This window comes from Pseudoalteromonas sp. SR41-7 (assembly GCF_014163935.1).
GTDB lineage: Bacteria > Pseudomonadota > Gammaproteobacteria > Enterobacterales > Alteromonadaceae > Pseudoalteromonas > Pseudoalteromonas distincta.
The window spans coordinates 128,024-142,812 of the sequence record NZ_JACJEF010000003.1 but is presented as its reverse complement, the minus strand read 5'-3'; the positions used below and the strand labels follow the sequence as shown (position 1 = coordinate 142,812).

General features: G+C 38.7%; 14 protein-coding genes. All 14 read right to left on the bottom strand.

Annotation, left to right across the window (positions count from 1 at the left end):
- Positions 1 to 226 precede the first annotated feature (226 nt).
- The 14 genes from H5092_RS05270 to H5092_RS05205 all read right to left on the bottom strand — a co-directional run bounded on the left by H5092_RS05270 (position 227) and on the right by H5092_RS05205 (position 14,737).
- A complete protein-coding gene (locus H5092_RS05270) occupies positions 227 to 1,555 on the bottom strand; it encodes a lipopolysaccharide assembly protein LapB (protein WP_182720330.1) in 1,329 nt (442 codons plus the stop codon).
- A gap of 44 nt (positions 1,556 to 1,599) precedes the next feature.
- On the bottom strand, positions 1,600 to 2,205 hold the full coding sequence (locus H5092_RS05265; RefSeq protein WP_024597386.1) for an energy transducer TonB: 606 nt from the start codon (positions 2,203 to 2,205) through the stop codon (positions 1,600 to 1,602).
- Between the two features lie 12 nt (positions 2,206 to 2,217).
- The gene (locus H5092_RS05260) at positions 2,218 to 2,631 is read right to left on the bottom strand and encodes a biopolymer transporter ExbD (protein WP_004334764.1); all 414 of its coding nucleotides are present in this window, start codon (positions 2,629 to 2,631) and stop codon (positions 2,218 to 2,220) included.
- A gap of 53 nt (positions 2,632 to 2,684) precedes the next feature.
- A complete protein-coding gene (locus tag H5092_RS05255) occupies positions 2,685 to 3,212 on the bottom strand; it encodes a MotA/TolQ/ExbB proton channel family protein (protein ID WP_010552929.1) in 528 nt (175 codons plus the stop codon).
- Between the two features lie 3 nt (positions 3,213 to 3,215).
- Positions 3,216 to 4,583 carry a MotA/TolQ/ExbB proton channel family protein gene (locus H5092_RS05250; protein WP_004334754.1) on the bottom strand — a complete coding sequence of 456 codons (1,368 nt, stop codon included), beginning with the start codon at positions 4,581 to 4,583 and terminating at the stop codon, positions 3,216 to 3,218.
- Positions 4,584 to 4,593: 10 nt separating this feature from the next.
- Positions 4,594 to 5,346, bottom strand: a complete 753-nt coding sequence (locus H5092_RS05245; protein WP_182720329.1) for a DUF3450 domain-containing protein — start codon at positions 5,344 to 5,346, stop codon at positions 4,594 to 4,596.
- 251 nt (positions 5,347 to 5,597) lie between these two features.
- Entirely contained in the window at positions 5,598 to 6,212 is a 615-nt protein-coding gene (locus H5092_RS05240) for a DsbA family protein (RefSeq protein WP_165723867.1), read from the bottom strand.
- A 13-nt stretch (positions 6,213 to 6,225) separates the two neighbouring features.
- On the bottom strand, positions 6,226 to 7,308 hold the full coding sequence (locus H5092_RS05235) for a GGDEF domain-containing protein (RefSeq protein WP_182720328.1): 1,083 nt from the start codon (positions 7,306 to 7,308) through the stop codon (positions 6,226 to 6,228).
- A gap of 5 nt (positions 7,309 to 7,313) precedes the next feature.
- A complete protein-coding gene (locus H5092_RS05230; RefSeq protein ID WP_182733033.1) occupies positions 7,314 to 9,203 on the bottom strand; it encodes a methyl-accepting chemotaxis protein in 1,890 nt (629 codons plus the stop codon).
- Between the two features lie 256 nt (positions 9,204 to 9,459).
- Positions 9,460 to 10,716, bottom strand: coding sequence for a sugar MFS transporter (locus tag H5092_RS05225; RefSeq protein ID WP_182733032.1), 1,257 nt, complete (start codon positions 10,714 to 10,716; stop codon positions 9,460 to 9,462).
- A gap of 88 nt (positions 10,717 to 10,804) precedes the next feature.
- Positions 10,805 to 11,695 carry an ABC transporter substrate-binding protein gene (locus tag H5092_RS05220; protein ID WP_182733031.1) on the bottom strand — a complete coding sequence of 297 codons (891 nt, stop codon included), beginning with the start codon at positions 11,693 to 11,695 and terminating at the stop codon, positions 10,805 to 10,807.
- Positions 11,696 to 11,773: 78 nt separating this feature from the next.
- Positions 11,774 to 12,286 carry an RNA methyltransferase gene (locus tag H5092_RS05215; protein WP_182733030.1) on the bottom strand — a complete coding sequence of 171 codons (513 nt, stop codon included), beginning with the start codon at positions 12,284 to 12,286 and terminating at the stop codon, positions 11,774 to 11,776.
- Positions 12,286 to 12,798, bottom strand: a complete 513-nt coding sequence (locus H5092_RS05210) for a YcgN family cysteine cluster protein (RefSeq protein WP_004334734.1) — start codon at positions 12,796 to 12,798, stop codon at positions 12,286 to 12,288. Before H5092_RS05210 ends, H5092_RS05215 begins: the two co-directional genes overlap by 1 nt.
- Before the next feature lie 97 nt (positions 12,799 to 12,895).
- On the bottom strand, positions 12,896 to 14,737 hold the full coding sequence (locus tag H5092_RS05205) for a DUF885 family protein (protein WP_182733029.1): 1,842 nt from the start codon (positions 14,735 to 14,737) through the stop codon (positions 12,896 to 12,898).
- Between the last annotated feature and the right edge of the window lie 52 nt (positions 14,738 to 14,789).

The window sequence follows — 14,789 nt, the reverse complement described above, 5'->3', positions numbered from 1 at the left end:
AAATAATGCTTTAAGGTCACTTGAGTTTAGCTGCGGTTACAATACGGGAGACTTATGACAAAGTAGTTACAGTTTAATAACCATAAGATGACAAAAGTAACTTATTTAAAATCAAATAATTGGATGCTTTTAGAGACGATAAAAACCGCCCTGAGGCGGTTTTAGTGTTGCGATTATGAACTGGTTTTACACGCGTTACTTGTTAATTAGTAAAGCGCTTTAAAATTTACAGTAAAGCTGTTCTAAGTGTTTCTGCATGCACTTTTTCGCGCTTTACATATTTGATCCACTGCTGTGCTAAACGCTGAGATTTTTTATGTTTTTCTGCCTGCTCAAACGCTAAAATTGATGCATCAAAATTTTGCATGTTGTACTGCGCCATACCCAGTGCAACAAATGCATTTGATTCAAAATCAAGGCCACCTTTATCAAGTGCTTTACGCGCTGCATCTGCGGCTTCTTCATATTGCTCTGTATTTACAAATACTTCGGCTAAACGTTGATCGTATTTACCGTGCTCAGATAAATCAGCAGCTTTTGCAAAGTAGGTAATAGATTTTTCATCTTCTTTAGCTTGGATCATCGCCTCGGCAACAAAAGCGTAGTTTTTTGCTGTTTTTTCAGCAATATCTTTATCAATGGCATCGCTCATCACTTTTGCAGCTTTAAACGCTAAACCATTGTATAAATACACTTGCGCTAATTGGCGTAAATCAGATTTAGAGGTTAAAAATCCTTGCTGATAAGCGGCTTCAATTACCGCCAACTGTTGTTTTTCCCTACCTGTTTCACCATACATACCCGATAACTGCACCCAATACTCAGGCTTATTATAAAGCTTTACCATGCGCTCAAGCACTTCAACAACTTTGTCAGTTTGATTAAGCGAGTAATACATTGCACGCTGTAGTACTAACCAGTTTTCCTTAGGGATTTTGCCTTCGCTGTCGCTTAAAGCAATCACTTGAGATATGTACTCAAGCCCTTTTTTATAATCTTTTAACTGATAGTATGTTTGAGCCCTTAACAAGTAGTAGCCTTCTGTTTTAGGCTGAGTGTTAATACTGTCCCAATCATCTAAAAAAGAGATAACTTTAGTGTAATCACTATTAGCCATAGCCAGTTGAGCCAAGCTAAATGTAGTGCTTAAACGAAGTGACTCAGGAATGGCTTCCTCAGCTACCACTTTTTCAAACGAGGCAATCGCTTTTGGTAAGTCGTTTTCGTTGTAATAAATAAACCCGTAAAAGTTATGCATCATTGCCACTTCGTACGAGTTCATGCTTGCAGCTCGCTCTTGAATGCTATCAAGCGCTTCAAGTCCACCTTTAACATCACCATCGTCTGCAAGTTTTTGGGCACGAGCAAGCTGGCTATAAACCTTTTCACGTAGTGCTGGTACACGTTTCGTTTTTTGTTCTTGCTCTGCATATGCCGTAGCTACATGTAGCCCTGGAATTAGGCTTAGAGCACTTGGTGTAACAATACTTGTACTGATCGCAGCGGTACAAAATAGAGTTAACTTTAAAAGTTTAGCTGTAGGTAGTAATTTCATAATCGCCTCGCATTTCTGTCCGTTTACTCGTGGTTAATTACTAATTAACCGCTAATTTGGAAAGATATTTTGTTCTGAACACCCGCAACTTCAACGGCTTCACCGTTTACTACGCGCGGTTTATATTTAAATTTAAGGGCTGCATCCATCGCAGCTCTATCAAAAAGTGACTCAGGCTCTGCTTTTACTACTTGTGGGTCGCGTACAGTGCCTTGTTTAGTTACTGTAAATTCAACAATCACGTAGCCTTCTATGCCACGTGATAACGCACGGCGCGGATAAACTGGTGCCACCTTTACAATCGGTAAGTATTCACCATCACTTGTTTCAAGTGCTAACCCGCCGGCTAAATTTACATCCGCATCTACATTGGCACCAAAGTCAAAGTTGTTAGCATTTGCTGTAGCATCACTATTTTGCATTTGCGGTGATTCCATTGGTGGTGGCGGCTCTTTTGGTGTTGGTGGCTTTTGTGGCTTACGCTCTTTTTTTTGTACGGTTTCTTCTTTTTTCAAGCGAACAAAATCAAGTACGTTACCCTTAACCGGATCCGTCATAGCGCCTTCACCGCCAGTGATCAGTGCCTGCATGCCTAAAAACAACATAAAGGTCACTACACCGGCTATCACTAATGCAACTAAATATCGCAACATAACTAGCCCTTAAGACGCATCTTGTGCGGCAATTGATACATCAAATGCGCCCGCCGCGCGCGAGGCATCCATCACCTTTATTAACATTTCGGTAGTGGCTTTTTTATCCGCTTGAATCACAACGCTACCTTGTGGATTTTCTGCTTTTAAACGCTCGATATTGGCTTGTACTGCGCGTACATCAATTTGACGTTTATTAATCCAAATCTCGCCTGTATCAGAAATAGCCACTAAAATATTAGCACGCTCTTTTTTAACAGCTGTTGCGGCTTCTGGGCGGTTTACATCAATACCGGCTTCTTTAACAAAAGAGGCAGTTACAATAAAGAAAATAAGCATGATAAATACAACGTCTAACATTGGGGTCATGTTTATTTCTTCAGCTTCGTCTTCTTGAAATAGGTTTCCTAACGGGGCTCTCATTTTTATTCTCCTAGGATGAGCGGCTTTATATAAGCCGCTTATCAAAATTTTGCTTAATGGTCTAAAACCATGCTGTCTTGTAGTAGTTCTACTTCGCGCTTAGCTTTTCGTTGTAAATACGTTGAGGCAAATACCCCAGATAACGCACCTACCATGCCTGCCATTGTCGGGATAGTTGCTTTTGATACCCCTGATGCCATTGAGCGCGCACTACCTGTGCCGGTAATTGCCATTACATCAAACACTTCTATCATGCCCGTCACCGTGCCTAACAAACCAAGTAGCGGGCACAAAGCAACCATCACGTTAATCAAAGAAAGATTGGTGTTTAAGCGCATACCAGCTCGCGATATCATCGCTTCGCGTATTTGCTCTGCATTCCAGCTATCACGTTCTGCACGGTTAATCCAATTGGCTTTAAGAGCGTGTTTATAGCTTCTAAAACCATTAAAAAAGTAAATAAATCGCTCGAGTATCAATAACCACATCGCGAAGATTAACACCCCGATGACCAAGAGAACTTGGCCACCAGTGTCGAGAAAATCACGGATAGCATTGATTGAATCAATCAATAGCACCATGGTTTATGCTCCTTTCTCGCTTCGCTCTGCAATAATACCGGCGCTCTGCTCTTGAATAGTTAACAAGATATTTTTAGCGCGCGTATTAAGTAAGGTGTATAAAAATACCGTTGGTATGGCGACCACTAAGCCCAATACCGTTGTTACTAGCGCTTGAGAAATACCACCCGCCATAAGCTTAGGATCCCCAGTACCAAATAAGGTGATTGCTTGGAATGTATTGATCATGCCGGTTACCGTACCTAATAAACCTAGTAGCGGCGCAACAACAGAGATGATTTTGATAAGTGTTAAATTACGCGTCACTTTTGGCATTTCACGTAAAATAGCTTCACTTAGTTTAAGCTCCAGTGTGTCGTGTGAAACACTTGGAAATTGATCTTTTACTTTCATTACGCGTCCAAGCGGATTGTCATCACGTGCAACTGTATCTTTAAGCTGGCGACGAATTTTACCGCCCATAATCAATAGTGAGAAAAAACGCTCAAGTGATATAAGAAGTGCAATAACACCTACGCCTAAAATCACATAACCCACTGTGCCACCTTGATGAACACGTTCTTGTGTATCAGGTGCTTGTACTAATAAACCAAGAATAGAGCCGCCTGTTGGGTCAAGTGCAAATTGCACCACGCCACTTTTAGTGCTTTGTAGCTCTTCTGCTGTTGCAGTAAAGCGCGATACAGGTTGACGTGTTAATTCACTCAAAGAATTAGTCGAGGAATTAAACTCTAAATACTTACCGTTTGATATAAGGTTAAATGCCCCCACTCGCACAACTTCTTGCTGTGCTTTAGTACCGCCTTCAACAATAACACTTGCGTTAAAACGACTTACTTTACCTTGCTCGGTCATTTCGCGTTGTAATTCAAACCATACTTTTTCAATATCTTCTATTGACGCAAGTTTTGAAGTTGAACCCATCTTTTGAGCAAGGTCATCCATAAACGTACTGCGCCCAGCAATCTGAGCAGATACTATTGATGTCGCAAATTTATTACTAGAATCCCCTGCAACTTGTTGAAGAACGCCAAACAACTCTTTAAGCGAACCCATGCGTTTAGAAAGCGTGTCTGTTAAGTTAGCAAGTTTTACTTCGTTTTCTTCAAATTGCGTTTCTAGACGCTCAGATTCCACCAGCATTTGATTGCGCTTTGCTTGGGTATTTTTAAGTGTTTGTACTTGCTCGTTTTGGCGAGCAGCAAACTCTTGTTCACGTTGTTTATTTTGCTCGCTTTGAGCTGATTTACCATTTTCGAGCGTTTTAAGTAATGAATCTAAGTTCATTGGCTCTGCCGCTATACTTGCACCAGTAATGCTTAGGCTTGCAGCAAAAAGAGCTATTTTTGTCATTTGAGTAAACAATTTCATTTTCAACCTCTTATTCTGCTGCATGTACTGGCAGAGTTAACATATCTGGGGCAAGTTGTTTACGCGCAATGCGTAAACCTTTATTAATTTGGCTTATTGTAGAGTCTGGTAATGCTTCAAATGATTTTGTCTCTGCATTCCAGCTACCTGCTTTTTTGCCATCGCGTGTTAGGTAAATAAGCTCTAAACGGCCAATGCGTAAAAAATCAACTTCACGCTCTTTGTCATCCACATTTAAAAGTGCGGTATAAGCTTCAATAGTGCGCCCGTAGTCAACTTCTACTTGATACGCTTCAAGTACACGGCGGAATTTTTCACTTGAGTTAATATCAGCACGATTCATCATTTCTTTTAAAGACGTAACGCGCTTAGTGCGCTCATCAGCTAAAAATGGAACATCTAAAGATACAAACTGCTCAAGACCTTCAATCATTCTAAGCATTAGCGGCGTAATTTGACGTTCAATAATAGAAACCTGATCCATTGACAGGTTTAAAGATTCCATCTCTTCTATTTGATTATTTAATTGTTTAGTTAGCTGGGCGTTGTATACAGCTAAACCATCAATCTCTTTATTGAGGGTTTTAAATTGCTGTAAACGTCCTTGCATTGAATCTGCAATCTTGTCTATTTTTGTTTGTGATTGCGCAGCTGATTTATTAATTTCACTGCTTTTATCAATAACCTTATCTAAATCGTTTGCGTGTACTGCTGCACTTGCGGCCACAATACCAGCTAAGATTAATGGTTTAACGCCTTTCATCGCATACACCTTTACTCGTTAGTTAGCGGATTTGCTAGTTTGTTTTTTTAGGTCATAAACTTTGTTATATAAATAATTTATGACTTAATAATTCAATGAGCAGGAGTTTATAGATGAAACATGACAAGGATGTTGCGCAAAAAAGTCGCTTTTATGACAATGGTAACAATTAAGACTTACGAGGAAGTTTTAACGCGAATAAGGGTACTTGCTGGCCAAATACCCCTTATTAAGAAGATGCAAGAAGGTGGTTAATCCAAAATTGAATTAATTTGATTAAGAGAATAGTGCCAATCGGTATAATTAATTTCTATAGGGTGAGCTTTATTATCTTTAATAAGCACCAGTGAGGGAAAACCTTGAATTGGTAAAGTGCGAACAAACGATAACTCAGCTTTAAATTCATCATTAAGCTCGCTTGATGTTAGCTGCTCCGAAAACTCATCTTTATTTAAGCCAATTTTTTCAGCCAAACTAATTAATGTACTTTCATCAGACGGGTTTTGTGCGTTTAGGTAATAAGCGTGTTGAATAGCAGCCACCATTTGAGCTTCTTTACCCGCTTTACGCGCTATAAGTGCAGCTCTGCATGCGGGATACGTTGAACGCCTTGGCTGGCAGTTGCGCCAAAAGTTATAATTAAATTGCGTACCTAACTGCGCTGAAATTTTATGCCAAGTCCCCTCAAGCATCTCTTTCATATTTTGTGGCATTGGGTCTTGGCTATCGGGAGCAAGACCACCTACTTTATATTCTATCGCCACTTTACCAGCAAGCTCTGATTTTAGCTTAAGCCAGGTTGGTGAGTAACCCCAACACCAACTACACATTGGGTCATGAACATATATTAACTTACTTTGAGACATATTAATCCTTCAACTAGTTTGAGACGACACTATTACGACCAGCAGCCTTTGCACTATAAAGAGCTTCATCAGCTTGCTTTAATGAATCATCATAATCAGTTACTTTATTTACTTGGGAAATACCAATGCTACAGGTGATTGAAATACGCTGCTTGTCATCAGTAAATATAACATGCCCTGCCACGGCTTCTCGAAATTTGTTCGCAATTACAGAGGCTGCAGAGGCTGTGAGCTGCGGTAAAATAACAACAAATTCCTCACCGCCATAACGGGCCTTTAACGCAGTTGCCAAAAATTGAGACTCAAGAAGTTTGGTAAATTCTATCAATACCGTATCACCAAAATCGTGGCCATGCGTATCGTTTAAAGATTTAAAATTATCTAAATCAATTAACAAAATTGAAAAAGGTAAGTACTGCTCTGGGCGTGTTTGAGCAAGCTTTAAAAAATGAGAGGTAATAAAACGCCTATTTGCTATGCCAGTAAGGGGGTCAGTATAAGCATCTTGTTTTTGCTCTAGCGTAATATCGGCAATAGCCATGTGGCTTTTATGCCTAAAATACTCACCAATAAATGAGAATAAAAACACCATAGAAAAGGACGCTATAAAACGTGTTTTTTCTACGTTGCCATAGCTAACTTGACCAAAGTCAGGGCCGTATAAAATAACAATACAAGAAAACAGTAAGGTACAGCCTAACCAAGCACCTAATCTAACCCCTAAAGATGCAAACGTTACGACAGGATAAAACATTAGCCAATATAGCGCGGTATTATCTTTACCGCCGGTATAAACAAGTGCAATAAACATCATGCACACAATGCTCATACTTATTAATGCCACAACTTGCAGATTACCCGTTTTTATAAAATAGATAGAACAGCTTATATTTGTAATGTTAACGATAATTAATGAAGCGGTCAGTAGTGGCGAATAAAGCTTATAATTAAAAAACACTAATACTGCGATCAACACAATTGAAATCCCAATCATGGTAAATAAGGAAAACGCTTTGCGTTGCATGTCTGAGCTATAAACACTGTCGATATTTATCAGACTGAGCCAATTTGGTTTATTCACATTTTTTTTAGTCATTAATTTTATACTTTAAACTTTTGAACCATATTTTCTAAAGCACTAAACTGTTGTTTTAGTTTGGTACATTCGTCAAGCGTGTCATTTAAGTTGGCCTTGCCTTGTATACAAAGCGAATTAATTGTTTGAATATCTGTATCTAATAACTTAACAACTTGGTTTTGCTCATCTGTTGCAGTGGCCACAGAGTGATTTGCATCGTTAATTTGTTGAATCGCTTGTATAACATGGCTCATTAAATTGCCAACAGCATCGGCTTGTTGCACGCTTTGTTCACTGCCTTCAAGGCTTGTTTTCATAAGCTCTACCGCAAGGTTTGAGCCTTTTTGCAACTGACTAACCGTGTCTTCAATCTCTTGCGTTGACTGTTGAGTGCGGTGCGCTAATTGGCGAACTTCATCTGCTACAACGGCAAAACCGCGTCCCGCCTCTCCTGCTCTAGCGGCCTCAATTGCGGCATTAAGTGCCAATAAATTAGTCTGCTCGCTTACACCTTTAATAACTTCAAGCACTTGGCCAATACTGGCTGTATGCGTATTTAAACTGTTTATAGTTTGCTGAGCTTTTTCCATATTACCCGAGAGCTGGTGGATAGTTGCAACACTGTGGCTTAATGCTTCTTGGTTTTGTGTTGAATGTTCATCTGCATTTTTAGCAAGCTGCGATGCACTCTCTGCATTACTTGAGATATCCATTGATGTGGCAGAAAACTGGTTGATAGCCGCTGCAACAATATCGGTTCGTTTACTTTGATCATCATACATAGACAGCGAAGAATGTGTTTGTGATACCAAGCTCTCAATAGCTGTATCTAATTGCTTTGTAGACTCTTTTACTTGCTCTATTGAATGCTGAATTTTTTCGATGAAAATATTAAATGAATAGCTTAAATCGCCAAATTCATCGTCGTTTTCAACGGTTAAACGCCTTGTTAAATCGCCCTCACCTTGTGCTATATCTTTAATAGCATCGTTTAAACGATTCATTGGCTGCATTAAATAGCGTAATAAAAGCTGCATCATAATTATAATAGTGATAATTCCTATCACCATAAAAACAGCTGCGGTTTGGCCAAAATTAGAGACACTGGCATACGCTTTATCTTTGTCTATAACAACACCTAGGTACCAATCTACGTTTTCAATACCACTAATTTTTGTAAACGAAATAAGCTTAGACTCTCCGTTTATCTCGTACTGGGTAAACTCACTTTGTAAAGGTGTATTGGTTCCAAAGATGTCTGATGTATTTTTTAAGTTTAACTGAGCATTTGGATGGCTTAACACTTGGCCTTTATTATCGAGTAAAAAACCATAACCGAGTCCTAAAAAGTCAATATCGTTGATAATTTTTGTCACGGTCTGCATATCAATATCGGCACCTGCAACGCCGCTAAACTGGCCATTTTGGAGTATGGGTACTACCGCTGAAATTGTAAGCTCGTTAGTAGTCACATCAATATAAGGAGTTGTAAAAGCGGTATTTGATTTGTTTTCGACTAATTTATACCAAGGGCGAGAAGTCGCATCAAAATCTGCAGGTAAAACGACTGATTGATCGTTTAATATAAACGTGCCGCTGGATTTACCTATATACGTATTTTTAAAGCTTCCAGCAAGCTCTGCTGTATTTAATTGTGAAAGGGTGAGTGCTTTAGAATCATTCGCTTTATGGGTTTTAGCAATTGATATAACAATCGCCAACTTTGCATTTAACCAATTCGCTATATTTTGTGAAACAGATTCGGAATTTTGTTGCAATACCAAACTTAACTGCTGCTCGGTTTGCTTGCGCATCGCAATGTAGTTATTAAAAGTAAATAACCCTAGCACCAAAACCAAAATTAAGGAGGCTGCAATAGTCACTTTGGAAGTAAATTTCAACGAGTTAAGCATATACATCCTTTTTATTATTTATCGTTATTAGCCTTACTGTTTTAGCAAAAATTTAGCTAAATGTCTTAGTAAAAGAGACTTACAGTTAGGTTATTGATGAAAAATAAGAATAAAGGATTGTAAAAAAAAAGGCTTTTGTGGATAACTGGCTAATATTAAATTAATTAATGACTAGATTTATAGCTTGTGGAACGTTCCCATTAAATGTAACTTTATAAGTGACTGAATACGTATTCAGTCACTCTTGTATAGTCTGTTATTTCCACTTATTTGCTAAGCGAACAACATTTAAACCGTACCATGCAATAAATATATAACATAACATTGGAACAAAAAAGCTTTGCTGTATATTTACTGTATCAGCTATAAACCCTTGCAGTAATGGTACAAGTGCACCACCAACAATTGCTAAACATAACCAGCCAGAACCTTTGCTCGTCAATGATCCTAGTCGCTCGATTGCAACTGAAAATATAGTCGGGAACATAATTGAGTTAAATAAACCAATTGCCAATACTGAGTATAAAGCGACGTCACCTTGAGTAAAAATAGTGATCAGTAATAGCGCAATAATACTAAATGCATTAAACGCTATAGCTTTAGAAGGTGCTATCTTTTGTAATAATACAGAGCCTATAAAACGCCCTACCATTGCCCCGCCCCAGTAATAACTAATAAGTGCGGCCGCAGTATGCTCTTCAAGCCCTGCTATGTGTGCCTCACCAAAGTAGTTAACTAAAAAGCTGCCAATGGCAACTTCCCCACCTACGTAGCAAAATATAGCAAGTACACCCATAGTTAAGTGCGGTGCTTGCATTAACGAACGAGATTCAATTGCTGTATTATTTTCCTCTTTGTGGGCTTCAATTTCTGGAAGCTTTATAAAGGCAAACACAATAGCGATAAGTAATAAAGCGCCAGCAAGCATTAAATAAGGCACTTTTACAGATTCAGCAGTTGCTGACGATGCGGCTAAACTACCTGCAGTACCGAAAAATAATAAACCACCAACATAAGGCCCAACTGTAGTACCAAGCGCATTAAGTGCTTGTGCTAAATTTAGACGAGAAGAAGCTGTTTTTTCGCTGCCAAGAGCAGCAACATAAGGATTGGCAGAAACCTGAAGTACTGTTACGCCTGCAGCAAGTACAAATAAAGCGCCTAAAAATAGCCAATATTCATGTACTACAACAGCAGGGTAAAACAACATACACCCCATTGAAGCCACAATTAAACCAGTTAAAATCCCTTTTTTGTAACCAAATTGCTTAACTAAAAGCCCCGCAGGAATAGAAACAATAAAGTAAGCCCCAAAAAAGCAAAACTGTACTAGCATCGCTTCAAAAAAGCTCAAATCAAATACGCCTTTTAAGCGTGGTATTAGTACATCGTTTAAAACAGTAATAAAGCCCCATAAAAAAAATAGGGTCGTCATTGCAGTCAGTGGAAACAGATAATTTTTATTTGGCTGTTCGTTGACCGCGAATGATTGGTTTGTATTTATTTCACTCACGTCGTTTTCACTCCATTAACAAGTTGAAAACGATTTTACATGTTTAAATATAAATTAGTCCGCGCACTTATGGAACGTTCCAGTTCTATTATTCACATTGCGTGTTGGTCGCACTAATAATTCGGTCTATTTCGCCACTGTTATTAAACTGATAAAGCCCTTCGTTTATATCCTCTAATACTAAAAGCCAATTATGTGCACGCTTACTAATGGCAAAATATAACGAGTTATATTGCAAAGGAATGCTTTCTTGCTCAATGGAAGAAAGCAAAGACTGTTTTTCAGGTTTAGTTAAAGAGGAGTAAGCCACAGATGATTTCAAAGCTTGAGGATCGCCTATAACCAAATCAACACGTTTAGCAGTCAGTAGCTTAACAAGCTGTAAGTCATCAACAGAGGCGATAACTTCAAACTCACCATTGTCCATCATGGCATCAAACTCTGGCGTATTTTGATACCCTCGAACAACACCAATCTTAAGCCCTTTGAGCGAGTTCAAGTTTCCTGTGAAATGGTCTGTATCGCCTTTCCTTTTTAAAAAAGCAATTTCGCCACCTTTAAACGAATTAGATAAGCCGAGTAATTCTCGACGTGTTTTACCATCAACATAATCGGAGGGGGCTGTATCTTCTATAAAGTATTCAGGCATTAGTATGTCAGCCCTGCCTAGTTCTACATTTCGTACCGCTCTTGCCCAAGGCAAAAATTCAATATATACGCTGTAGCCCTTACTATTTAACAAGGCAATTGAAAATTGATAAACCCAGCCTTTATTACATACATTATTACCAATATAGGGAGGCCAATCGAGTGTGGCTAGATGAAGTGTTTGTTTGGAGTTTTTAGCTTCATAGAGCACCCCTGATTTATGGGAATGCCCAGTTAAAGTGTGTTGAGTACCATTTTGAAAATACTCAACCGATGTTTCAGCAAAACTATTACTAGTTGTTAGCAATAATATAAAATAAAACCAGCGCATTTTAGTATCTATTTGTGATTAATGGTGTTTTTAAGTTTAGCTACTACTAACACTTTTGCACAAATAAACCTTAACTAATCAGCTTTTTTGCCACCTCATTTTATTGTTTGTATCACGAGAGCTAATAATAGTATCGTCACTACTCTCAACGCCGCCTAATTTAGCTAAGCGATCATACAAAACTACATTACAGGTTGCCGCTAAGTTCATGCAGCCAATAGTTGGAATATAAACAACCTCATCGCACCACTTTAAGACGTCTTTTGATACAGAGCCATCTTCGGGGCCAAATACATAAAATGCATTTTCAGGATGTTTAAACCCAGGTAAAGGTGTTGCACCTTCAATAAGCTCAATAACCACAACCGTTGCGCCTTGTGGCTTTATTGCTTCTAAATTATCTGTTTCGGTTAAAGGAATACGCTCCACTACATTTTTTGTATCTGTATGGAACTTTTTGGCGTTTAAGTAGCGATTGCCTGTAAAAAAAACTTGTTTAGCGTCATAACAGCCAGCTGCTCGCAATACACCGCCAACATTAGTCGGGCTTTTAGGATTGATTAAACCAATTACGGCTTGTTGTTTACTCATTAATCTACGTCCTTTGTTGGCCATTCTGCAATGTACAAATCAAAGTCGTCGAGCTTTACATCGCAATCTTTTACTGTTTTGTCTTTTACAGAAATACCTAGCTCATGCATCTTTGTTTTATCACCATTATTTAATAACGGATGCCAAGAAGCCAAACCACGACCTTCATGTAAACGACGGTAACTGCAGCTTTGTGGCATAAAAAAGATGTCTTTAAGGTTTTCTTTTGTGAGTTTTACACAAGAAGGAACAAGCGTTTGGCGGTTTTCATATTCGCTACAACCACAGGTGTTGTTATCAAGATACTGACATACAATATTAGTAAATATTAATTGCTCACCTTCGCGTAACTGATCGGTGGCGGTAAATTCGTCTTCATCTTCGCTATCAATAAACGTATTTAAACAACATTTTCCGCATCCATCACAAATGGCTTCCCATTCGTTTTGACTCATGTCGCTTAAGCTTTTTTTAAGCCAAAATTGTGTATTTGCTAATTGTTGATCAAACATAGTTTACTCGTGCCCCCTAAAGAGCGCGCATTCTACCGTATTGCTGTAAATGGCGCAAAGCCAATACCCTTTCAAAGTACTGGCTTTGCGCTACAAATTAGCTTTGAGATTTAACCCAACGCTTAATTTTTTCCTCAAGGATTGGCATTGGTAATGCGCCATCAATTAATATTTGCGTGTGAAACGCTTTAATATCAAATTTATCACCGAGTTCTTTTTTAGAAAAATCACGTAATTCTTGAATTTTAAATTGCCCTAACTTGTAAGAAAGCGCTTGTCCTGGCCATGCAATATATCGCTCTACTTCAGCAATTACATCACTTTTAGCCATAGATGAATTTGCAAGCATGTAATCTATACCTTGTTGACGCGTCCACCCTTTTGCATGAAAACCAGTATCAAGCACTAAACGCATTGCGCGTAATTGCTCATCCGATAAACGTCCATACCACATATAAGGGTCGGTAAATAAGCCTAGCTCTTTACCTAAGCTTTCTGCGTAAAGCGCCCAACCTTCTGCAAACACGGTATAACCACCAAATTTACGAAAATCAGGTAAGCCTTCAATTTCTTGCTGAAGTGCTATTTGAAAGTGATGACCCGGGGCTGCTTCGTGAATCGATAAAGTTTCGAGTAAAAATTTAGGCTGCGCTTTTAAGTTATAAGCATTGATATAAAAAATACCAGGGCGAGAGCCATCAGGCGCCGGAGATGCATAGGATGCACCTGCTGCCGACTGCGCTCTGTAGGCTTCAACTGCTTTTACAACGTAAGGTGCTTTGGGTGCTATGTTAAAAAGTAGAGGTAAACGCGCATCTATTTTTTTCTTAACGTTTTCATATGCCGCAATTAACTCCTCGGGCGTGTCGTAGTAAAATTCATCTGAATCGCGTAAATGATCAAAAAATTCAGATAGCTCACCTTTAAAGCCTACGGTTTCTTTTACTTTTTTCATTTCGCTTAAAATGCGCGACACTTCACTTAAACCAATGTCATGAATTTCGTCTGCAGATAAGCTAAGCGTTGTGTTTTTCTTAATTTGGTATTCGTACCATGCTTTACCGTTTGGTAAGTCACTGTAACCTACGCTTTCTCGACTATTAGGAATATATTGATTAGCTAAAAAGTCACTCATACTTTTATAAGCCGGTACTAAGTGCTGCATAATCAATTGACGATACTGCGCTGTAATTTTTTGCTTTTGTTGTGCGCTAAACGATTCTGGTAATTTTTTAATTGGTCCCCAAAATAATGAATCTTCGGCATTTTTAACTACATGAGCTGCAAATTGTGGCTGTAATTTTTCAGCAAGTGGTTTTGGTAACGTAATACCTAGTTTGATGCCTTGCGCCATTGAACGCTCTACACTTGCAAGCCACTTTACAAAACCTTCGCTACGCGAGATAAAAGCCGTGTAATCTTCAACGGTATTAAACGGCTGAGCACTTTGACCTGAACCAAAACCTGCAAAGGTGTTATGCGCACCCGCCATTTGATTTATTGGTAGTAAATAATCAGGGAACTGCATGCCTTCTAATTTAAGTGCAAGGTCACGCTCTAATATTTCAAAACTTAAAAGCGATTGCCCTCTTAACTGTGCTTTATCTATAAAGTTTAATCGCTGTTGATATTTTTTATAAAAAGCGGCTTTTTTAGCTCTATTTTCTTTTGAAATCACAGGCGTGAATTGATCGTTAAACTCATTACGACCATTGTACGTTGCGCTGATGGGGCTATATGTGAGCGATTCATCGTAATACTGTGCAACAAGTACATCGAGTTGTTGCTCTGCTGAAAGCTCTGAAACAATACCTGCTGATGCGTTAACTGTGTTTAACTGCGTACTGGTATTAGTCTGTGTACTAAGCTCAGTATTCATACAGCCACTTAAAGCAAACATAACGCCACTGGCAACTAATGCTAATTTAATTGATTTCATGATAATCCTTTTTAATATCGTTTTTTAATTATGCGCATTAAACCGTGCTTAA

Excerpts from the sequence above, each read along its gene's own strand:
- H5092_RS05270 (WP_182720330.1), bottom strand. The coding sequence starts at position 1,555 with ATGAAATTACTACCTACAGCTAAACTTTTAAAGTTAACTCTATTTTGT.
- H5092_RS05240 (WP_165723867.1), bottom strand. The coding sequence starts at position 6,212 with ATGTCTCAAAGTAAGTTAATATATGTTCATGACCCAATGTGTAGTTGG.
- H5092_RS05260 (WP_004334764.1), bottom strand. The coding sequence starts at position 2,631 with ATGAGAGCCCCGTTAGGAAACCTATTTCAAGAAGACGAAGCTGAAGAA.
- H5092_RS05230 (WP_182733033.1), bottom strand. The coding sequence starts at position 9,203 with ATGCTTAACTCGTTGAAATTTACTTCCAAAGTGACTATTGCAGCCTCC.
- H5092_RS05245 (WP_182720329.1), bottom strand. The coding sequence starts at position 5,346 with ATGAAAGGCGTTAAACCATTAATCTTAGCTGGTATTGTGGCCGCAAGT.
- H5092_RS05210 (WP_004334734.1), bottom strand. The coding sequence starts at position 12,798 with ATGTTTGATCAACAATTAGCAAATACACAATTTTGGCTTAAAAAAAGC.
- H5092_RS05255 (WP_010552929.1), bottom strand. The coding sequence starts at position 3,212 with ATGGTGCTATTGATTGATTCAATCAATGCTATCCGTGATTTTCTCGAC.
- H5092_RS05205 (WP_182733029.1), bottom strand. The coding sequence starts at position 14,737 with ATGAAATCAATTAAATTAGCATTAGTTGCCAGTGGCGTTATGTTTGCT.
- H5092_RS05235 (WP_182720328.1), bottom strand. The coding sequence starts at position 7,308 with ATGACTAAAAAAAATGTGAATAAACCAAATTGGCTCAGTCTGATAAAT.
- H5092_RS05250 (WP_004334754.1), bottom strand. The coding sequence starts at position 4,583 with ATGAAATTGTTTACTCAAATGACAAAAATAGCTCTTTTTGCTGCAAGC.
- H5092_RS05220 (WP_182733031.1), bottom strand. The coding sequence starts at position 11,695 with ATGCGCTGGTTTTATTTTATATTATTGCTAACAACTAGTAATAGTTTT.
- H5092_RS05215 (WP_182733030.1), bottom strand. The coding sequence starts at position 12,286 with ATGAGTAAACAACAAGCCGTAATTGGTTTAATCAATCCTAAAAGCCCG.